Source organism: Microbulbifer mixtoriginis (SeqCode) (genome assembly GCF_052466695.1).
The window spans coordinates 978471-1001800 of record NZ_CP174285.1 but is presented as its reverse complement, the minus strand read 5'-3'; the positions used below and the strand labels follow the sequence as shown (position 1 = coordinate 1001800).

The following is a 23330-nucleotide window of genomic DNA, read 5'->3' as shown; positions in this document are numbered from 1 at the left end:
TTTTTTTGCTATTTGCGTTGCCTTTTAGTCGCAAGCCTGGCTAACAATATCGGTAAGCGCCTGCACTGATACTGGCTCCGGCTCCCCGGGCTGGATTAATGCCGGCATACCGATACGCGCGGTTAAATCACTCCATGCCATCGACACACTCAATGCCCACTGGCCGCTCTGCCTGCGTCTTTCGGGTTGCGCAATATCGGCGCACAGGGAATACAGAGCCTGGATAACGGCCTCAGGCCAGGTGAGGGCAAAAATATCGTGGTAACTGCGCATGTCCGTATCACCCAGGGTTACCATGCTGGGAACCGCCAATCGCTCGGTACCCTCACCGCTCAGTATCAGCCTGCCTGTTTGATCCCTTGGTGAATGCAGTCTTGGATTCCACAGCACGGGGCCGTGGGTATCAGCCAGGGTTAGAACACCCCCCTCACTACCTATGGCAAGTCGATGCAGTAACAGGGAGTGATTGTCCGGGTCCTGTGGGTGCACCTGATTTTGTATGCGCAACGTCAAGGGCACTCCGCCAAGAGTGGCCGATAAACTTTGAAAAGGGTGTCCTTCAGCGTGTACCGGCTCACTAAAAGACCAGGGGCGAAGGCCACCTGCCGCGCGGCCAATGACATCCAGCAGCGGATAGGCCATCTGGCTGTTGCAGATCGCATCGACCATTTCCAGGCACTGGTGCCGACGTAAATATTCGGCCGCCGCCAAAAATTGCCTGGTAGGACGCAAATTTGGATATAGCGTATTAACCGCGTAAGCCGCATTTCCCTGCTTTGCCGCCAGCAGGTTTGCAGTAATTTCCTTAGTGTGGACCGGGTGCTCCTGCAATACATGAATACCCCGCTTGAGTAGCGATTGGGCCAATTCAGAACCCTCGCCCCCCGTTGCCCCCGAACGAACAACAACACAGACTATGTCGACATCATCGGGGATTTGTTCTGCCTCGGTGTAAAGCGGCACCCCATATTGCTCGGCACAACTTCTGGAGAAATCACTGCCCCGAGCCAGTAATCCGGCCAACTCAAAGTATTCCCGACCGGGTAATCTGGAGGAAGTCAGGGCTTCGAGATAAATACGGCCAAAGCCTGTCCCTGCAACGACAACTCGCTTGCGCTTGTCAATTCCCATAGGACGAATCTCCCTGATGACTGTCCATGAACTGGGCCCATTCCTGCAACTGGGCGTTGTCTACCTGCCCCTCAAGCGTCAAAGGCAGTTGGTCCAAAACCTGGATAAAGATTTCTGAATCAAAATGATCGATATATTCGGCCAGGCAATCTGCCGTTAGGCGCATTTGATTTTGTTTGGCTCTACAGGCAAAGAAGCGATGTCCCTGCCTGGAAAGGGGGTGTTCAGATACCGGCAAATCCATAGCCAACTCTAATCCGGCAGCCTCCAGGGCATTGTGCCACTGGGAAAGTGACAGAAATGTTGCACCGGAATCCGTACGTTCGTCGACGGCATCAACCAACATAAATGCCTGTGAAGCCATTACCCAGAACTCCTCACTGGTTGGCTCGGTCATAATGAACCAACCTCCCGGGAGCAATAACTCAGCCACTCTTCGCAGGGAGGCATCTGTGTTATGGGCGGCATTAAAAACACCACCGGCAATAATTACGTCGAAGCTATTGGGAGAAAATCCCTGGCTGCGCCACGAACGATCAATATCAAACAAACCACGGCGCAACCAGGGGCGTTGCTCCTGATCACCATGCTGTGCGAAAAAGCTGTCGAGAAAAGCCACAGAGATATCCGTGAACTGGTAATCAAACTGAATATGGCCACTGGCATCGTCCAACACGGGCAAGAGAGCCTGGGTTGTCGCGCCAGTGCCTGCACCAACCTCTAAAATTTTCAGGGGCTGTGGTTGCCCTTCCCAGTTATTTAAAATGGACTTCAATAAAGCGCTGACTGCACGCTGTTGGTACCTGGCAGCTATACCCTCCCGGTAGAGCGCACTCGCCAACTCAGTGCTACCACGGGGGAACAACAGGTGCACAGCCTGGACTTTGCCTCCAATCAGATCTGGTAATTGCTCCGCATTAGCGCGGGCGTAATCGATCGTTTTGCTCGCTCCAGAAAGTGCTCGCCAATCCTGTTCCAATTGACCCCAGGCCTGGGCAAGAGCGGTATCACTGTAGCTATCTGGATCAACCTCGACACGCCAGCTGTCACCGTCAGCACTAAGTAACTGTTGCTCCTGTAAAACCCTAACCCAACGTTTAATCAAGGCTCGGTGCTGTTGAGCAACCGGTGGGGTTTCGAGTAGCTCTGCCAAACTGTGTACTGAGTGCTGATCACAAAACAGTCCCAGGTGACTAAAAGCATTCAACATAGAGAGCAAAGCGGTAGCGTTAAGCTGTTCGGTAACCTTTACCGCATGTTCCAAGTCAATATGGGCAAATTCTGTATCCAGCTCGGTATTGATCCCTTCAAATAACCCAGCCATATCGGGCATGCCAGGCTTGCCCTGTATCTTCTCCTGTACCTTAGCTTGTGCAAACACAGCCCAGCGGTCGCCCCCGGTTAGGGGCACAGTGAAAGAGTTGGCGACGGCGGGGTGTTTCGCAACGCTCTCAGTGATGGCCTCAAGCTTTTGGGTTAACGCCTGCTCCGCCTTTGCAACAGGTTCTATATCTGTCTCGCTACAGACCCAACCAGCTATCTCACTGGCTAATAGGCGCCGAGCATTCTGCAACAGGGGTTGTGGCAGCAATACTTCGGTTTCATATAACAGGCATTGCAGACTTTTCAGGTTTGTCAGGGCAATTGCGGGATGTGCGACCAATCCCTTTAATAAAGTTGCCGGCAGTATTACTCCGCTAAACCCCGAGCGCTCCAAAACAACCAGTGCTTTTGCGGGATTGATTTCAGGCGACTGTAAATAGACAGCAAGCCCACTACTCCATGCCGCAAGAATGGCAAATCGAGTAAACTTATTCAGAGGGGAAAATACCCCTACACTGCCCTGAAGAGCCCTTAGCGACTCTTGTTGGGATTTATACAGTGTGAAATTTGCTTCAGTGGTGTCATCCTCTATCAGCCCCTTGTGTGTTAACAACAGGGAAAGTTCTTCTTGAACGACTTCCAATAAATCTGGGGTTTGTACTTGAAAGAGCTCAACCTCTGCATTAGCCGGGGGTTCAGTTTCAAACCCGATCCCCAACCTTAGCGCCACCAAGTGCAATAGCAGTCGAACTGCTTCTTCGCAACTATTGGCAGGTAACAGCAGTGCATTACCTTGCAAAATATCCAACTGCTCACCCAGGTTTTCTGCAACAGCTTTTGTCCAGGCCAGTACCTGGTTACCACTCCACTCATGACCATCAAGGGATAATGCAGGCGCTTCTCCCAACTGCTCTAATCCACTTAAGAGTTCCGCTGTTATTACTTCATTTTTCATTACAGCTCCTTAAACAGCTATCGCAAAAAATAGAGTTTGACCCGCGACCGATAATGGCGATGTCGATGAAGGTAAGAAGCACTTAACCTCAAAGCCGGCCTTAACCAGCTCTTCCTTCCATGCCGTGCTGTCGATAAACACCTGGTCGGTTCCCCCTCTCCGGTCTTCGCTCCCCAGCAGGGGCACCGATTCTGCGGGGGAAAGAAGAAACTGCATTGCTGTTAACATGGCATGGTTTTCCCGAGTGGACTCGCTAAACAGCAACCAACCACCGGTGACCAGAGAACGACGAATACGCTGTAAGGTCTGGCCAATATGAGCGGCGTTGTGCAAAACATTGCCAGCCACAACAATGTCGGTACTGGCTGCTGGGATTGACTGCGCGGTAAAATCCGCATTGATATCGAGTAGGCTGCAACGCAAACCGATGTGATTGCGGAATTTCTTCTGGGCCGCAGTGGTGAATAGAGGCGATATATCCGTAAAGCGATAATTAATCGGCCTGCCAGCCAGAGTATCTAAAATTGCAGCAGTGGTTAGACCCGCGCCGCCGCCTAATTCGAGCACTCTTAACATAGGGCCAGGATTAACAGCCTGTTTTACAATGTTCGCGGCTGCATAATTGAGATATGTCGTAAACCAGTTGTTCTGGTAGGCGGCCAATGCCGTTAGTATTTCTCCATTCTCGAACAGCAGTTGATTAATTGAGGCTTCATCACGAACCAGCTCAGCCAAATGTTCCAAAAGCTTTTGGTGGGACTGAGCCATTTCCGGGGGAAATCCCAACGCATCGTAGGCCTCCGGTAATTTATCTGCCCCCGCTGCACTCTCGGGAATTTGCTCCCAGGAGTAGTAGCCATTACTGAACTTCAAAAACTCCCGTTCAACCAAGGCCACCAGCCAGCGGCGAACCAGCCAGTGGTGTCGGGAAGCGGCACCCAGTGTATTAATAATTTCGTCACTGCTGCGCCCGGCATTTTCGGCGGTCAACGCGCCGCTGGAAGAAAGCAATTCCATAATCGCCCGTAGGCTGATGAATTCCAGCCTTTGCATTGCAGCAGGTAGTTGCGCCAAACCACTGTCTACCGTCATCTCAGCGGGTAGAGCTGCCAGCCCAGCCTCATGGGCAGTATTGGAAGGTGGAAGTGTCAGGCTTTTCAAATGGCTCCCTCCTCAAGACACACCATATCTTCAATTCCCGTTTCTAGGGTGGTTAAAAATGTTAATGCACCAATCTCCGACATACGCTCCATCGCTGATGCCGGGGACAACACTTCGGCGCAGTAATGACAACCCGCAGGGATTTCATTGCGAAGTACAGCCAAAGTGGTAACTGCAGCTACCGCGGCTGTTAAATCTGCATTGCCGGTGCCCCGCAACGCGGCCGTGCGAGTACGCTCTTGCCCGTAGTAATTACCGGTAAGCTGCAAAAGCATGACTACATAAGGATGGCGCCCCGCCAGATCCAGCGCACTGGCCCGACACAATGCTGCTCGGGCTTCATCGCGACCCAAACCATGGGCGCTATTAAATGCCGATAAAATATAAGAACCGGTAATCGCGTTATACCAATCGCCTTCAGAGAGGGATAAGTCCCGAGCCAAGCGCTCGCTTTCACAATTTAAATAAGAGAGTAAAGTGGCAGTGTCAGGGAAAAACGGCAGCTCCACATCGGAGCGGCGCTTCAAAACACTATTTAGCCGGCGACCATTACGCCAAGCCGCCAATGGCTTACTGTGCTGTTCGTAAGCGCCATGCAAATAATCATCGGCAGCGACATCCGTAAATCGATCACGCAAACCGAAATAACTGGTCAGACTCTCTACCTCTGAAAATTCCTGCTCCGCCAGCCAGCGCGGTAGCAAGCTACTAAGCCCCGGCTGTAAACCAGCTGATAGAACTGCGATTAATCCACGGTTCTGGTAATAGGATGAATCAAGTTGTTCATAGAGAGCCTCATCACCAGCAACATCGATATAGACAGCTCCCACTTGTGCCGCAGCCTTGGCAGCCCTGTCGCCGATCAAATATGAAGGTCCTGCACAATTGATCAGAACCTTACAGCCGGATACAAATTGATCCAGTGAGGCGGCATCCAGGTAGTTCACTGTTTGAAAAGAAATTACTGAATTATTGGATAACGGCTGTTTATGTGCGTTGCGGCCACCAATACGCAAAGGCCCTAATTCAAGGGACTGTAAATAACTGGTAACGGCTGTACCCACATCACCGTAACCACCTAAAATCGCAATTGTCATAGACTCACCTCCGTATCGGTCTCAACCAGTCTCCAGCCAGTTGCGCGGCTGCGCTGGCGCCAAAAATGTGCGTAAAGGCCCTGCTGGGATAACAGTTCACGGTGATTTCCAGTCTCAGCCGCAGCGCCTGCATCAAGCACGACGATTTGGTCCGCATTCATCACGGTGGACAATTGATGGGCGATTACAATAAGAGTGGAACCCTGTTGTAACTGCCTCAGGGAGCTGTTCAGGTATTTTTCATTGCGTGGGTCCAGCGCCGCTGTCGCTTCATCCAGCACAACGATTGGTGCAGCTTTTAATAGGGCGCGGGCGATAGAGACCCGCTGGCGTTCGCCGCCAGAAAGTGCAGCCCCCCCCTCTCCTACCTGTGTCTGCCACCCCTGTGGCAAGCGCGCGATAATCTCATCCACGCCAGCCAGTTTCGCCACATGTTCCAGTTCTTTCTGATTGGCTTCGGGACAGCTCAAACGAATATTCGCTTCCAGGGTGTCGCTGAACAGATACACATCCTGCATAACAATAGAAATCTGCTGCATCAGATCTTCTGTACGCAGTTGTCGTACATCCACCCCACCCACTTTTACCTGGCCCTGATCGGTATCAAAAAAACGCAGCAACAAACGGGTGATGGTGGTTTTACCTGAGCCTGATGCACCGACTATCGCTGTAGTTGTGCCCGGAGAAACCTTAAAGGAAAGATCCTGCAATACCGGTTGTCCCGGCTCATAACTGAAATTCACCTGTGAAAACTCAACCAGTCCGCCCTGAGCGGTAAAAGGCTGAGATATTGGTGGCTGAGGTAGCGGCTGCTCAAAAAGAATAGCGGCCAGTCTGCTTAAATCATTACCGGCCATGCGCAGCAGACCACTGCGCCCGGCGAGTTCCGCCAGAGGACCGGTAAATCGGGCCGCCAAAGCTAGCAAAGCCACCAATTCGATAGGGGGAAGTTGTTGATGGAACGTGAGCCAAATGCCCACGGCAATCACTGCTGCAAAGGCGAGTTGCACCATAAATCCCCCGGCAAATAAACGGGGGAAGGTCTGCCGTAACATGGACCCAGCGGCTCTGCTTTGTCCGGCAATCGCCTCTTCCAGTGGGGGGTAACCGCTGACATTTTTGCCAAACGACCTGAGTACCGCTTGATTGCGGGCAAACTCCACTACTCGGCTACTGGCGCGAGCACCGGCAGCATCCACTTCCGTTTCCATGGCACCTATCCACTGGGCGGACCAGCGATGGCCGATATAAATCAGGGGCACAAACAACAAAGCGGTCAGCCCCAAGCGCCAGTCAAACCACAACATCGCCACCCCCACTGTCAGTGGAGTGACAACACCGCTGACAACAGGGGGTAACAGATGCGCAAATACGTTGGTCACCATCAAAGTGCCCCCGGTTGCGCTGCGGGATAAACGACCCACTTTTTCAGGGTTGAACCAACCCAGGGGAAGTTGAGAGAGGTGTTCCCCCAATCGATTGTGCAGAGTTTTCAATACCAGAATGGCCAGCGCAGCCCCTTTAACGGTTTGCTGGTAACGGGCAAGGCAGGCGATCGAAACAACCGAGAACAGAGCAATCAACCAGAATCCAACCGCCTGCATCTCAGAGGCCAACAGTGCACTGAGCAGAGGCACCAGAAGTGTCACCGCGATTCCCTGCAAAACGCCATAGGCGAGAAGCCATATTGCATAAATGCAAACTTCACGGCGATACGCGGGTCCGAGAATGACAAGCAAACTGCGAATCATGAAGGCACCCCGCTAGCTGCCTGAATATCACTATCCAAAGCCTCTACATTTGCTTCTGCATCGTTATACAGGCGCCACTGTTCAGCGTAGTGCTTGCCCTCAGCCAACAATTGTTGGTGAGTGCCACATTCAACCAAGCGGCCGCCGTCCAGGACCGCAATCTGGTCGACACCGGTGATGGTGTGCAGCTTATGGGCTATCACCAGTACCGTACGATTCCTCACCAAACGCGATAATGCCAGCTGAACTAGGGCTTCAGATTCGGGATCAGCATGAGCCGTGGCTTCATCCAGAATCAGCACAGGGGCATCTGCTAAAAGCGTGCGTGCAATACTTAAACGCTGAGCTTCACCACCAGAAAAAAAGGCATCCTTGCCAAATACCGCCTGGTATCCCTGGGTGAACTGCAAAATTCGCTCATGAATGCATGCACTGCGCGCAGCTTCAATCAGCTCCTGGTCACTGGCATCCGGTCGTCCAAGACGCAGGTTATCTGCTACGGTACCTGCCAACAGCTGGGTCTCCTGAAGTACAAAACCCACATGTCGATATAAATTTTCTGGAGCAATATCACGGATATCGACGTCCCCCAGGAGCACAGCACCTTGGGTCACGTCATAAAAACGGGGCACCAGCTTGGCCAGGGTGGATTTCCCGGCACCGGAACTCCCAACCAAAGCTGTGATCGAACCGGGGCGACAGCGCAAAGTAATATCGCTTAATACCGGCCGATCCTGGGTATAGGCAAAGCTGACCTGCTTAAAGAGCAGCCCTGCATCTTTGGGCTCTTTGGGTTCAGAGGTAACAGCCAGGGGCGCAACCTCCAATAATTGATCGATCCTGCCTGCGGCCGCTTTGGCTTTTTGCTGAGCGGTTAGCCCCTGGCTCAAGGTGAGAATGGTCTGGGGAATTATCACCGCGATCAGCGTTGTTGCGAGAACATCAATCGGCTGAATGGCTGTATTCACCACCAGCCAAGCTCCCCCAGACAAACTCACCAACATAATGACTGGCACCGACAAGGCCAGAGAGGTTACGGCCTCCAAACGGACAAGCGGTGTCACCCAGCCCGTGTAACGGCAGCTGAAATCCTCGACGGCCTGTTGGTAATTTCTGTGGGCACGACCGGTTTGCGAGAAAACCTTAACCACCGCAATGCCGTGAACAAATTCGACAATCGCAGCACTGACCCGAGCAAAGTCCTTATCCAGCTGCTGCATTTTTTCCCCGAAACCACGCATCATCCAGGCGTAGGACAGCAGATAAACTGGCAGGGTGAATATCGCCAAAAGGGCCAAGCGCCAGTCGAGCCAGGTTAAATAACCCAGGCCCGCCAGTGGCAGTACAAACGCAGCGGCCAACTCCACCTGGTGGTGCGCAACCATATGGTGAAGATCATCAAGGTCGTCTTGCACCGCTTTGCGCACCGCGCCGGAGGTGTGCTCGCTGTACCAACCCAGGGGCACCTGTCCCAATTTCCGCACCAGGGCCCGTCGCAGTTCCGCCTGCATACGCTGGTCGGCAATATGGGTTAACCACAAACCGATCACGGTGCAGATCCACCCCATCGCCAGCCAGGCAACTATCGCGAATACAACGGGAATAATCGCATCGGCGATATCACTGATATCGGGCGCCAGGAACAGGCGAGCCAGTTCAAGGATACCGATAAAAGGAATCAGTGAAGTGAGCGCACCACAGGCACCGAGCACCACCCCCAGCCACACGAGGCTACGAAATGGACGCATCAGTTCCCGCAGGTTGGACTTTGGCGAAATGTACTCAGCCATTTATTTGCCCGCTTTACCGCGCTGTAAGGGTTTTGCCAAGTGCTCAACGACAGTGGCAACCTGCGGCGGCTCCATCACGCTGAAGTGATTGCCCGGCACATCGATTAATTCAAAATCCCCCAGACAAACATCCTGCCAATAAGGCGCGGCCATATGGCCTACGCCGGCAGTGACACCGAAGGATTGCTCTTCCTCGCAGCGCAAGTAGGTCATATCGCCAATATAGGGAGGCAGATCAAAACAGGCAGCGCGCATACTGTGTCGGCACACCCGGAAAAGCCCCGGTATCATCGCGGCTTCAACCGGCACACCCGCCTGGGCAGAGGCCATCTCGGTATAACCGGCAAGGCGCTGCTCTTGGGTGAGTTGAGAGCGTTGCCGCACGGCTTCCGCTACCGCTTTAAGCCCGGCATCACCATCGAGTTCTGCCATTGCACCGGCAGGAACACGACCGTTGTGTTTCTGCATTAAGGTCTCGATCGCGCGGGAAATATCTTCGCTCTCGATATGCTCACCAAATACCGCTTTTACCGGGTCGAGATTCAGGTTGGGGGCAAAAATCGCTTCGAAAGCCAGCTCTTCATCGGTATCGACAAACATTGGGATACTGTCGATCAGGCTCAGGTCAATCACATCGACACCGCGCTCCAGCAGTCTGCGCGAAACTTCCGTCGCCAGCAGGCCGCCCAGGCAATAGCCAATTAGCTGGCAACGCTGATAGCCCTCGTCGATGATTCTCTGGGCGTAATCATCGGCGGTGCGCTCGATTAACTCTTTGGCATCAATGGACAGATACGTTTCTGTATCGGCGACAGCAATTCCAATGACTGGGCCCAGATCCTGGGCCGCAAGCGCTTTACCCAGGTGCTGGAAATAATCCAGGGTACCCAGGGCCGCATGGAACATAATCCGTACCGGCGCCTCTTCTTTGGATGCCCCTTTACCCTCGCTTTTATGGCTGAAAGGAACCATCAAGGAGTTGCTGCCCTCGCGGGTAGTTGCAACCAGGTTGTCACTATCCGTGTCTGCCTGTTCCTCGGCAGCGGCATCCGGCTCAACTCTCAGTGCTCTGGCCAATGCAGCAACCGTCGGTCCATTGAGCATGTGGCGCAACAAGGCGTCGTAAGTGAACGATTTTGCCTCGGGAATCTCTTCCAACAAACGCCCTGCAACCCGCGCCATAATCAGCGAGTCACCACCGAGATCGAAAAAGCTGTCCTGTCGGCCCACATTATCGAGGCCCAGTGCATTAGCCCAGAGCTTGCACAGACCCGTTTCCAGAGGGTCCATCTGTTCTGAGTGCGCAGCCTCTTGTGCATCGCCAGTCGCAGGGCGCCAACCGGCGAGCATTTTGCGATCGACTTTGCCATTGGCGGTGAGCGGCAGCTGGTCGAGAACTTGTAAATGGGCGGGCACCATATGCGCGGGCAATCTATTCGCTAAAAAGTCCCGCAGTTTCCCGGCACTCAAATATTGCCGATCAGTTTTCATCTGCGCGGCCAATAAGTTCATACCAAAAGCAGACAAAGGATGCTCATCTTCCGGCAGACAGAGCACTTGGCCAGCACCATGGGCTTTTAGCAGCGATTGCCATTTTTCGATAGACAGGAACTTGGTCGCCCCACAAGCGCGATCATCACCAGCCGGGTCCATCATAAAACCCTGAGTGAGAAGGATATGGGCGTGATCCACCGTTGGCTCAGTCAGGATTAACCAGCCTCCGGGCGCCAGCAATTCGACTGCACTGGCAATAGCCGCCTCTGGGTCTCGGGTACTGTTGAGCATCCCGGCACATAAAATGACATCTGCACTATTAGGCGCCAAACCCTGAGCGCGATAGTCTGTATTGAGATCCATTAACCCGAAGCGCACCCAAGGCCATTCTTTAAATTGACGGCGAGCCTCAGTCAGGAAAAATGCGGTCATGTCGGTAAATAGATAGTCAACGTCATATCCATCCAACATGGGAATAACCGACGCACTGGTAGCCCCTGTGCCAGCACCCAACTCAAGAACCGTTAACCCTCTATCGCTCTGGGCGGCAATGCGGTTAATTAATGCGGCAACGGCGGCATTGTTATAGCGGGCGATAAGGTCATCCCGATAGAGGGACAAGGCCACCTGCTGGTCACCCTGGGGGAACAACAATTCAAACGGGTTTTGTTGATTTGCTAGTAACTGGGGTAATAACTCGACATGATCCCGGTGATATTGCAGGAATTCCCGATTACAAAAACCGCTTTCAATTCCCTGCTCAACGCGCTTCCACGCTTCGTCAACAGCAGATATGTCGACTGCCTGGGTACGAGTATATTTTTCCTCAGCGCCGGCGCTGATCGCGGATAAGCCGAGCAGCTTTGCATTAACGAGAAGGCCCAACCAACGACGCACCAGCCAGTGATGCTTTTCGTGGACTTCCGCTAGTGAAAGAATTTCTTCTGCACTGTATCCCTGCTTGCAATCTGTAAGTGCCCCCAGGCCCATCAAGCCGTGAAGCATCGACAACAGGGCCGCTTCTTCAAGCGCCTGCACATAGTCGCCGACACTGACAGCTTCCGGCTCACCGGCCTGGTAGTGCGCAAACTGACGCACCGAATTTACCAGTTCTGGATCGATAACCGCCGGCTCCGCATCATCCATGCGGCGACTTTCCACAAAGCCCAACAGATTTAAATCCGCTCGCGAGCCGCTCTCTTTCTTCTCAATTACCGCCGCTGCTGTTGATACTGCGGGATGGGCCAATAATGCAGACTCCACTTCTCCCAGTTCGATACGGTGTCCGCGAATTTTTACCTGCCCGTCTTCACGGCCCAGAAATTCGAGTTCGCCACCGGGCAAGTAACGGCCCAAATCACCAGTACGGTAAAGGCGCTGGCCATCCACCGGGTGAGAGAAAAACTTCTGTTCAGATAGGGCCGCATCACCGAGATAGCCATCGGCCAACCCCAAGCCAGTAATCATCAGCTCACCCGCCACCCACACAGGGGCATCGCGCAATTGGCTATCCAGCACCCGGAAGCCCTGGTTCGTCAGCGGCACGCCATAGGGAATACTGCTCCAGGCGGGATCGACTCGATCAATACGGTGGTAGTTGGACCAGATTGCAGCTTCTGTAGCCCCACCCATGCCAATCAGGTCGAGTGCGGGCACATGGCGCCTGATATGTTCCGGTAAAGTAACCGGAATCCAATCTCCTGATAGCATTGCCAATCGCCATTCAGACAGCGGCCGAGGCTCTGTATCCAGATAGGTGGCCAGCATTTGCAACTGCGCGGGGACAGAGTTCCACAGCGTCACCCTGTGCTCATCCATGACCTCCGCCCAATGTGAAGGGTCTGCGCTGCGGGCCGGATCGGGCAGCACCAAAATCGCACCAGCTGCCAAGGGGCCAAAAATATCGTAGACCGACAAATCAAAACTGAGTTGGGCCAAACCCAAAATACGATCGCCCGGGCCCACTTCGAAGCGGCGATTAATATCCAGCACCGTATTTAAAGCGGCCCGATGATTAATCATCACACCTTTGGGTTCGCCGGTAGAACCGGAGGTGTAGATAACATAAGCCAGCTGCTCCGGGTCGCCGTTACTGGCTAGCGGAATCTCAGTTTCAGGTGCCAGGGTATCAACACTGATCACCTGCACTTCTGATGGCCACTTAATTTGGCTGGCGAGGTCGCTGAGTGTCAGGACATATTCCGCCTCTGCACTGAGCAACAATCTATTGAGCCGTATTTCCGGTTGTGCCGCGTCCAATGGCAAATAGGTACCACCAGCCAGGAGCACACCGAGGGTCGCCGCTATCTGCTCTCGCCCTTTCGGCATTGCAATGGCCACGCGGCCACCCAGCTGGAAACCTTCTTTGCTCAGCGATTTGGCGATACCCGCCGCTTTTTTTGCCAGGTCGCCATAACTTACACTGCCATTGCTATCAATAATGGCAGTAGCTTCCGGCGTTGCCGCAGCCCGGGCAAATACGCCCTGATGCAATAGCTCTGAAGGAACAGGCCCATCGGTTTGATTAACCTGATGCCTCTCCTGTTGCTGCCACTCGGGTAAAGAAACCGGAGACTTACTAAGCCATTCCCCGTCACCGCCAGCGGCAAGCTCATTCAACAAGCCGGTAAAGGCTGCGAACATATCCTCCACCAGGCCCGATGGAAAAACGCCCTGGCGCACGTCCCAGTTAATTTCCAGACCATCGGCATCATCCCTTACCTGGCAATCCAGGGTGACTTGCGGTGTCTGGGTAATTCCCCTGCCGGACTTTCTGCCGCTAGCGGGTTTTTCGCTATCACCCAGACTAATAGCACTGGTAAATACCACCGGCATCAATGCGGCCTCGGGTCCTCGCGCACGGGACATTTCCCGCAATACTTCCACACCGGAGAACAAGCGGTGATCAATGTCATTGAACAACTGTTCGCCAATGCCAGCCGCCCAATCGCGAAAGGTTTTTCCATTGGAATCACCAATTGCCAACACACTGACCGAAGTAAAATCACCAATCAGTTGGTTAACCTGAGGGTGTAAGGGCAGCCGATTCAATAAGGTAAGACTTAGGCTAAAGCATGGCTGGCGGCTCCACCGCTGCAATACCGCTCCGTAGGCAGCCAGCACAGCTACCGACGCGGTCAAGCCGGCAGTACCGGCTCGCTGCTTCAGAGTCTGCCAGTGCGCCGTGTCCAGGCGGTAGTGGTGGCGATCAAAACGTACAGATTCCGCCTCGGAAGCAGGCGGCAAAACTGGTAACTCAGGTGCGGGCGGCAATTGCTCCAGGCGATCCAACCAATAGCGGCGATCATTTTGGTAGCCCTGGCTATCCAATAAACTTCGTTCCGCCAGGAGATAATCACGAAAATCAATTTCCAGTGGCGGCAGGACTGCACCGGGGTGAGACAGCAGGAGATCGAGCTCATTAAATAAAATGCCCGCACTGGCCCAGTCCGCGAGCAGTGCATCCATAGAGAAATGCACTATATGACCCTTATCTGTGCGGCTATGGCGCAGCTCGAACATGGGCCACTCACCAATGGGGTAGTTGCGGTGGCCCAGTTCATCTCTCACCGATTCCAAGGCAAGCTCCAGGGCCTCTTCGTCTAAACCGGTGAGGTCCTGGCTTTTCATTTCGTAGTGCGGCACTTGGGGGAGAACCCGCTGGTATCCCTCCTGCTCGATAACCGCCCGCAACATCGGGTGACGTTCAATGAGTTGGTTCCAGGCTTCCTGTAAACCTTTTGGATTTAATCCCGGGTATTCCAGCTCCAGGTAACCGTGACAAGCAACGCCGCCGTAGCCAAATGCATTTTGTCGACCCAACAGGTAGGCGGTCTGCACATCGCTTAAAGGGAATGGGTCATGCCGATTATCTTTATCAGCCTCAACCACCACTCCCAGGTCCTGGTCGTTGCCAGCAGCTGTTTGAGCCGCGCTCAGTATTTCGATAATTTGTAACTTGTGTTCCCGCAGCCTCTGCTTGTGCTGCTCCGACAGTAGGCCTTTAGCTGCGCGAAAGCGCAGTTGTTCAGACTCGGTCCAGAGTTCCACCCCAAGCCCTTGTAATTCGTCGATCAGTTCCATAGCCGTCATGGGGTTAAAACTCCGTCCAATCGCTGAAAAATAAAATTGCCAACAAGCTCATATCACACCCTCTTCCACCGTATCGGGATCAACATCCACTAGCGGTTCCATTGCACTTAGGGCACCGGCAACATCTGCCAGTCTCGGAGAGGCAAATAAACGTCTGAGGGGAAGCAGCAAGCGGTGTTGCTGTTTTAGGCGGTCGATAAACCGGGTTGCCAATAAACTATCGCCACCCAATTCAAAGAAATTTTGATCGCGGTTTATCGCTGGTAGGCTAAGAAGCTTTTGCCAAATCTGGGCTACCAGGCGCTCGTTATCCGTCACCAGTTCAGCCGCTTTTTCCTGTTGCGGTTTTTCCACCGCATGCACGAGCTTTAATACTGAAGCTCGATCCAATTTGCCGTTTGCACTCAGGGGCATTTCCGGCAAAGTCACAATGAAATCCGGGACCATATAGGAAGGCAGGTGACAGCGAAGATACTCGCGCAAGTCATCAGTACTAAAAGTTGGTGGGCATTCGGGTGCGAGCACAACGGCAGCGACCAGCTGTTGTTCTTCTGTGGTTAGCACCAGCGCGCGCTGCACAAACATCTGACGATTAAATACGGTTTCGATTTCACCCAGCTCTATGCGATGGCCACGGACCTTCACCTGGCTATCGGCACGCCCCAAAAATTCCAGGCATCCATTGGGCCAGTAGCGTCCAAGATCCCCAGTGCGATACCAACGCTCACCATCGATCGTAACAAAGCGCGCTTCGGTCAACTCGGGTGCACCGCGATAGCCCATGGCCACACCATCACCACCGATCCATAGCTCTCCCGTTGTCCAGTCAGGGCAGTCGCGCCCCTGGGTATCCATCACCCTGAATTTCTGGTTGGCCAGGGGGTATCCGTACGGGATCGAGTGCCAGCTTGGATCGACATCTACAACTTCAAAACTGTTAGACCAAATAGAAGCTTCAGTGGCGCCACCCAGTGCGATAAAACGGCATTCGGGCTGTACTTGTTTTAATCGCTGAGGTAAATCCAGGCCAATCCAATCGCCGGAATTTAATACCAAACGCAAATTGCCAGGCGGTGTACCGGCACCGACAGTGAGTAACATATCCAGTAGCGCCGGTACCGTATTCCAGATGGTGATGCCGTAGTGACATACCCATTGATGCCAGCGCTCGGCATCCCGCCGGTCCTCCTCATCAATCAATACCAGCGCACCACCGACCGATAGCAGTCCAAAAATATCGTAAACAGAGAGATCAAAATCCAGGGCTGAAATAGCTAGTACACGATCATTTTCATCAACAGAGAAACGTTCGTTGATATCCGCAATGGTATTCCAGGCGGCACCATGACTGATTTCGACACCCTTGGGTTCACCTGTGGAGCCGGAAGTGAAAATGATATAAGCCAGTTGCTCAGCTTCTGTTGCAATCGGTTCACCAATAGAAGCGAACTGTTCGGCCTGTTGAATTGCGCTTTTGTCGAGTACCACTTTTACCTCGGCACGGCGCAACATTGACTCGCGCCTGGCCTGCGGTTGATCGATACCGACAGGTAAATAAGCAGCTCCCGCTGCGAGTACCCCCAAAACAGCGGCAATCTGGTCGGGCCCTTTGGGCAGGTTAACGGCCACTACTTCAGCAGATGAAACCTGGCTTTCCAATAACCAGGCAGCAATGCGCAAAGCACGCTCTGCCAGGACGCCATAACTCAGGGAATTTTCGTCCCCCCAATATAAGGCGATATTGTCGGGATTCGCTTTAGCCTGCTGGAAAAATCGCTGCGACAAGTTATCCGTTGGATCAATCGCGGTACGCTTTTCAAGCTGGGTTCTCAATTCCCGTTGAGACTTGGGTAATAAATCAGGCGGTGTGGAATCCCATTCAGCGTCACCCGCCCATTGGAGCAAGCCGATATAGGCCTGGAACATTTCCGCACACATCCCCTCTGGGAAAAGCGCTTCGACAACATCCCAATTTAAAAAAACGCCACCCTCGACTTCGACCACCTGGTGATCCAACCAGACTTGTGGCGTTTGTGTCAGGGCCCAGACGGGTTCCCGCAGAGGTCCATTTTCCGGTGCCGCTGTACCACCGGGAATACCCAGTGCACTGGTGAAGACCACGGGCATTGTGGCTTCCGCGTCGCTCTGCCGGCGGGCTAATTCCCGCATCAGGCTAACACTGGAAATATCGCGATGTTCCAGGGCCGCGCCAACTTCCCCTTGTATTTTTTTCGCTCGCACCAACCAGCTGTCACCGGCCTCTGGCCGGTAACCCACCAGGGTCAGGGAGGTAAAATCCCCCATCAGTCGATAGATATCCGGGTGAACTTCACGGCGATCAAACAAAGTAAGGTTCAAGCTCAGGTCAGGGCGACTGCTCCAACGACTAAGCACTTCGGCAAAAGCCGTTAAAAGGAGGCTCGAAGGCGTGATTCCCTGCTCAGCCGCGCGCGCAACCAGGTTTTGCCAGGTCCCTTTATCAATATGCTGTTGATGACGCACAAAGTGCGGGCGCTCAATGGATGCCGGCTCCCGCACAATGGGTAGCTGAGGCGCGGGAGGCAGCTCCGATAATTTGTACTGCCAAAAAGTTTTTGCGGCAGCCAGGGGACCTTCGGGAAGATCACTATCAAATACTGCGGTAGTTTGCGGCAATACATTGCGCACATAGTCGCGGAAAGAGAGTTCGATAGAAGGTAGATGAGTTTCAGGGCTCTGATAAAGAATATTTAACTCACGGTAAAACAGCAGTATACTGAAAGCATCGAGAATCAAATTATCCAAACCGATAGCCAATCGGGTATTACGGGCACAGCGCACCGCACGGACATCAAACAGTGGCCACCGGCTTGGCTCAAACACCTGCTCCGCGCATTCCTGTCGTAGTTGCGCAAAAGCAGAAGTTGGATCGCTCTCTACCTCTGTAACATCAATGGAAAATCTCGGCACACCGGCAAGGACGCGCTGTCGGCCCTCGCTGTCGAATACAGCCCGCAGCATTTCATGGCGGGCAATCATAGCGTTTAGCGCAGATTCCAAGCGCTCCAGATCGAGATCAACAACGTCATATTCGCGATAAAAGTGACAACCGATACCACCCAAAACAAATTCTGGGTCCCTTCCCAGCCAATAGGCCCGCTGAACATCGGTAGGTTCAAAAGGGGCGTACCGATTGGCCTTATCCGATTGCCAGGGTGTAACAGTAATTTCGGTAGTGCCTTTATTTCGCTGTGGGTTCTCAGTTGGATCTTGAACTAATGTCGCAGCAAAGTCGGCCAAGCTGGGCTGGCTAAATAATTCCGACAGTGTGACACCTTCAAAGCCAGACTCGCGCAGGTCTCGCACAACACGGGTTGCTAACAGGGAGTCACCCCCAAGTGCGAAGAAGTTATCGTCCCGCGCTATATCGGTAACATCGAGAAATTTGCACCAGGCGGCAGCCACCTGCTGTTCCAATTTACCTTGCGGTGGGTTCTGCTTTGCCTGGTGTTGCGCTATGGATTCATCGGCAAACTGCTGTAAATCGCCGCGATCAATTTTGCCATTGGCGGTAAGCGGTATTTCAGCGAGACAGCAAAGCTCACTGGGCAGCATGGCGCTGGTCAATTGTTGGGTCAGGAACTCCCGCAGGTCGTTCAAGGGTTCCTGCAACTGCTGCAAATCAACAAAGCACTTTTCTGGATTGATATTCCCTTGTGATAATTTGGATTCCAGAACGACAACCGCAACCACACCTCGCTGAGTCAGCAGTGCGACCGCTTGCGCAATCCCTTTGTGCGCGGTCAGTGCCGCTTCAATCTCGCCGAGTTCAATGCGGTGTCCACGCACCTTGACCTGATTATCGACGCGGCCCAAAAACTCCAGGCACCCGTTCGGCCAGTAGCGGCCCAGATCTCCGGTGCGATACCAACGCTTACCTTCATCTGTCACAAAACGGGCTGCGGTGATACCGGGAGCACCGCGATACCCCAAGGCAACGCCATCACCACCGATCCACAACTCCCCTGTCACCCAGTTGGGGCAATCGCGCCCCTGGGCATCAACCACTCTGAATTGCTGGTTAGCCAAGGGGTAACCATAGGGAATAGATCGCCAAGAGGGTTCGACTTCTTTGACCTCAAAATTGTTCGACCAGATAGAAGCTTCGGTGGCGCCACCCAAAGCGATAAAGCGGCAATCCGGGTTAACTCGTTTTAACCGTTCCGGCAGGTCGAGGCTGATCCAGTCGCCAGAATTTAATACCAGGCGCAGCTCGCCAGCTGGAGTATCACCACCCGTGGTCAGCAGCATATCCAATAGCGCCGGCACCGTATTCCAAACAGTAACGCCATGCTGACACACTAGCTGATTCCAGCGCTCAGCATCCCGCCGGGATTCCTCTTCAACCAATACCAATGCTCCGCCGGCGGACAAGAGCCCAAAAATATCGTAAACGGAAAGGTCAAAATCCAATGCCGATACGGCGAGCACGCGATCATTTTCATTAACCGAAAAGCGCGCGTTAATGTCCGCTATGGTGTTCCAGGCACTCCCGTGACTAATTTCGACGCCCTTGGGTTCACCGGTAGAGCCAGAGGTAAAAATGGTATAGGCGAGATCTTTTGCCTCTCCCACAACAGGCTTGGATAAAGGCGCGACACCGGAGAGCACAGACAAGTTATCTATAACCAGCTTGGCTCCAGCAAGTTTCAGTACGCGCTCTCTACGCAACGGTGGCTGGTCTATACCCAGTGGCAGATAAGCCGCTCCTGCCGCTAATACGCCCAAGGCTGCAATAATCTGCTCCGGCCCCTTGGGTAATAAAATACCGACCAAATCACCGGGCTCAACACTTTGAAGCTGTAAATACGCGGCCATCGCCAAAGCACTGTGGGCCAACTCCCCGTAACGGATTTGTTCACCGTTCCAATAGAGAGCCACTGCTTCTGGGCAGTTTTTGGCATTGCTAAAAAAATGTTCGTGTAATTGGTGAGACTGGTATGGCTTGGCTGTGGAATTTACCTGCTGGCGCTGGTGCTTTTGCTCCGCTGGCAGCAGCGATGGTATGGGCTGGGCCCAAAATTCCGGGCTACCGATCAGGCATTCCAGTAACTGCGTAAAGGCCGCAAACATGCCATCCAGGACGCCGGGAGCAAACGCAGCTTCCCGCGCATCCCAGTTTACGGACAGGCCGCCTTTGAGCTCCATAACCTGTACGTCCAACCACACTTGTGGCCCTTGGGAGATAATCCAATTGACATCTCCAAAGGCACTGCGAACTGACTCGCCAAATAATTCACCCAGCCCAAGCGCACTGGTAAAGACAACCGGCGCAAACACCGTTTGTCCCTGTTGCCTGCTGAGGTCACGCAGCACCTCTACGCCGAAATAACTCCCGTGCGCTACATCCTGACGGAAGTTGTGTTGTAAACGCTGTGCACGCTCAACGAAGGTTCCACTCTGGCTGCCCTGCCAGGCAACCAAGATCGAAGAAGTAAAGTCTCCCACCAGGGAGTTGACATCCCGGTGCAGGGATTCCCGGTCGAACAGGGGGAGATTCAGCAGGAAGTCTGACTCTTCGCTATAGACAGTAAGCACTTCGGCAAGCGCCGCTGCCAGGGTCATGGACAAAGTAATTCCGTGACGGCTCGCAAGTTCCGCCAGCTGGTTTTTCTGGTCAGCAGACAGACTATAGTGGCGACGAACAACGCGACGAGTGTCTTTAGACTCAGTACCTATCGCAGTGGGTAATTGAGGAGCACCGGGCAAATCTGCCAGGCGATCCTGCCAGTGTTCTTTGGCCTGCTGCTTCTCAGCTCGGCGCTCTTCCTTTGAGTGAAGAGCGCTGCGGTCAGCCTGGTAGCGCGGATAACTGTAATTCAACGGAACCAGAGACTGCTCTGGTTCCAGGTAGAGCTTGGCCAAGTCATTCAGTAACACGCGCAGACTAAAGGCATCTGCAGCTACCATATCCAGATTAATATGCAGGCGTGTGCCGCCAGCTTTTAATTCCGCAGGTAACAATGAGAGCTGTACATCAAAAACCTCGCCCTGCAATATATCCAGCTGCCGATGGGAGAGTTGCTCCCTAACAGCGATAAGACTCTGCTCCGCTTCTGCGGCAGCCTGATGCCTGAAATCATGAACCTTTAAACCGGGCCAGCTCACTTCAGCGGGAATCTGTTGTCGACCATCATCGAGGATTTGAACACGCAGCATCCCATGTCGCTCGAACAGGGAGCGCACAGCCTGTTCCAATCGATCAGGTACTACATCCTGGCCATCAAACTCATGATAAAAGTGTGCGGCAACGCCCCCTAGATATTGATTCGGGTCTCGCCCAATCCAATAGGCATGTTGCATCGGTGCCAAATCAAAGGGAGTGATTTCATCAAAAGCACCCGGCACAGATAAATGTTCACTGGTACTTTCTTCAGTTCCAATAGCCAATTGAGGTAGGGAAAGCCAGGCTTCCAATCGAGGCACCGCGATAAGATCAGCAAATTTTACCTTGATCTTTTTCTGCCTTAATTGGCCAACAATCCTCATGATTTGCACTGAGTTGAGCCCCAGCGCAATTAAGTCACCCTGCGGATTAATGTCATTAATATCGGCATCAATAGCCTGACAAACTAAATCCTTTAACAAACTGGCCGGACTGATTGGCTCTGATTTATTCTGCGGCTTCGGCGACAAGAGATACGCTCCTTATTGCGTCTCGGATAACACGCATTTTGATGCAACTTTCACGATACTCGTGGGTAGGAAGGGAGGCTTCAACCAGGCCGCAACCGGCAAATAGTGTCACCTTGCCCGAGGCAAAAAGCGCAGAACGCAGAGCAACAGCAAACTCCCCTTCCCCCTCAGCATTGAGCCAACCAACAGGTCCTGCATACCAACCACGATCCAGGCCTTCATTTTCACGGATATACTTCAGTGCTTTTCTCCTCGGCAAGCCACCCACCGCAGCACTTGGGTGTAAATCCGATAAAATATCCAATAGATTTACGTCATCTTTCATCAAGCCCTCTAGAGGCGTAAGCAAATGCTGAATTTGCTTTAATTTACGGAGCTGAGGCGGTTCAGGTTCCACTACACGATGGCAGTGTTTACGTAAAATAGAGAGGAGATGTTGAACAACCAGGTCGTGTTCGAAGCGGTCTTTGTCACTATCGAGCAGAGATAATCCCAATTTATAATCAGTTGCAGGATCTTTTCCCCGAGGTGCGCTACCGGCCAAAGCAACGGTACTGATACGCCCGTCTTTACCAGCCGCTAAGCGCTCGGGCGAAGCCCCAAGAAAGCAACTTTTTCCGCGGGAAAAGGCAAACAAATAGGCATCGGGGTAAGATTCTTGTAAATATCCGAGAATACTTCCCGGGCAGCAATCCGCGTTCAGTGCTTCAGAACGAGCGAGAACCACTTTTTGAAATTCGTTACGCTTAATTGATTCGACCGCATCAACAACACCCTGTTGCCAATCCATTTGATCAGTATCACTATTACTAAAATCACTCTCCACCCGCGGTAAAATGTTATTCGTAGAGGAGTCCGGGTTACGAGATAAGATGCCTTGCCACCGCGCTTTGGTTTGCTCAGTAGCGAGACTGCAGTCTGTTTGACCAGTCACAATTAAATTTATTACCACATAACTGTGGCCCGCTTCACAATAAAGGGCCAACTCAGGTAGCGTTAGCACGCCTGAGGGAAAATCCTGCCAAAGCGTTGAAGGGTCTTTTTGGTAATCAAAAGCAAACCCACCACACAAAATTGGTTGATGTCCCCCGCTCACGACAGAAGAAGCCTGTAATTTTTGCCAATTAGTTTGAATCTCAGACCAAGATTCCCCAGGGGTACAACTAAACTCACGGACAGAGCCAAAACTTACGGAATAAAAATCACTGGAGGGTATACCCCACAGAGATGTTATTCGTTCATGTCGATAGTTAGCGGCAAACAATCTAATTGGATCGCGCCTGTGGCATGGGAAGGAAAATGATGCCAGAACCTCTGGCTGTCCCTGGCTTACCCTGGACTTGGCTTCCTGCAAACAGGCCTCCAGTCCTTCGTACTTAGAGCGCCCCTTCATAGAACCTCCTCAGCATGTAAAGCACGCTCAGTTCGCCAATGCAGTTTTTGCTGTTTGATAAACCACTGGATAACCCCAGAAAAAAGCAACTCGATATAGTCAGCAGATAACTGCTCTTCCTCAGCCCAACCACGGCGATCAATCAACATAGCCGCAACCCGATCTGGAGCGGGAATACTGGCTTCATCTGGTTTGAACTGCGCTGCAGACAAAACATATCCCATACGCTGCTGCAACAGCCTGATGATCTCGCGATCAATGGAATCAATACCTTGGCGGATCTCATCCAGATTTTTACACTCCATTGGCAGCTTCGTTGCTTGCATAGAAACTCCATCACCTAAGCTGTTCATCTTCCCATCAGAAATGAAACGTTATAACATATCATTTGCGAAATCAACGGGATGTTTATTTTAGATTTGGACATCAGGGTGGAGAGAGTGTGGGTTACTTGTTACTAAAGAGAAA

At 52.8% G+C, this 23330-nt stretch carries 10 protein-coding genes; all 10 read right to left on the bottom strand.

From position 1 onward, the window contains the following. Positions 1-24: 24 nt before the first annotated feature. From ACJJI0_RS04365 to ACJJI0_RS04320, 10 genes are read right to left on the bottom strand one after another with little or no spacing between them, the layout of a single operon-like run. Positions 25-1131, bottom strand: coding sequence for a Gfo/Idh/MocA family oxidoreductase (locus tag ACJJI0_RS04365; RefSeq protein ID WP_444884826.1), 1107 nt, complete (start codon positions 1129-1131; stop codon positions 25-27). Beyond that, positions 1121-3409 carry a class I SAM-dependent methyltransferase gene (locus ACJJI0_RS04360; RefSeq protein ID WP_444884825.1) on the bottom strand — a complete coding sequence of 763 codons (2289 nt, stop codon included), beginning with the start codon at positions 3407-3409 and terminating at the stop codon, positions 1121-1123. The genes ACJJI0_RS04365 and ACJJI0_RS04360 overlap by 11 nt, the downstream gene beginning before the upstream one ends. A gap of 9 nt (positions 3410-3418) precedes the next feature. Beyond that, positions 3419-4570 (bottom strand): class I SAM-dependent methyltransferase, encoded by a 1152-nt coding sequence (locus tag ACJJI0_RS04355; RefSeq protein WP_444884824.1) that lies wholly within the window; start codon positions 4568-4570, stop codon positions 3419-3421. After that, on the bottom strand, positions 4567-5667 hold the full coding sequence (locus ACJJI0_RS04350; protein WP_444884823.1) for a saccharopine dehydrogenase NADP-binding domain-containing protein: 1101 nt from the start codon (positions 5665-5667) through the stop codon (positions 4567-4569). The genes ACJJI0_RS04355 and ACJJI0_RS04350 overlap by 4 nt, the downstream gene beginning before the upstream one ends. Further along, positions 5664-7418: an ABC transporter ATP-binding protein gene (locus tag ACJJI0_RS04345; RefSeq protein ID WP_444884822.1), complete on the bottom strand. Its 1755-nt coding sequence runs from the start codon at positions 7416-7418 to the stop codon at positions 5664-5666. Before ACJJI0_RS04345 ends, ACJJI0_RS04350 begins: the two co-directional genes overlap by 4 nt. Beyond that, positions 7415-9208: an ABC transporter ATP-binding protein gene (locus tag ACJJI0_RS04340; RefSeq protein ID WP_444884821.1), complete on the bottom strand. Its 1794-nt coding sequence runs from the start codon at positions 9206-9208 to the stop codon at positions 7415-7417. The genes ACJJI0_RS04345 and ACJJI0_RS04340 overlap by 4 nt, the downstream gene beginning before the upstream one ends. Next, positions 9209-14794, bottom strand: coding sequence for a non-ribosomal peptide synthetase (locus ACJJI0_RS04335; protein ID WP_444884820.1), 5586 nt, complete (start codon positions 14792-14794; stop codon positions 9209-9211). It lies immediately after the preceding gene. A gap of 48 nt (positions 14795-14842) precedes the next feature. Continuing rightward, the gene (locus ACJJI0_RS04330) at positions 14843-21469 is read right to left on the bottom strand and encodes a non-ribosomal peptide synthetase (RefSeq protein ID WP_444884819.1); all 6627 of its coding nucleotides are present in this window, start codon (positions 21467-21469) and stop codon (positions 14843-14845) included. Further along, positions 21447-22862, bottom strand: coding sequence for an isochorismate synthase (locus ACJJI0_RS04325; protein WP_444884818.1), 1416 nt, complete (start codon positions 22860-22862; stop codon positions 21447-21449). The genes ACJJI0_RS04330 and ACJJI0_RS04325 overlap by 23 nt, the downstream gene beginning before the upstream one ends. After that, positions 22859-23188, bottom strand: coding sequence for an isochorismate lyase (locus ACJJI0_RS04320; RefSeq protein ID WP_444884817.1), 330 nt, complete (start codon positions 23186-23188; stop codon positions 22859-22861). The genes ACJJI0_RS04325 and ACJJI0_RS04320 overlap by 4 nt, the downstream gene beginning before the upstream one ends. Positions 23189-23330: the final 142 nt, after the last annotated feature.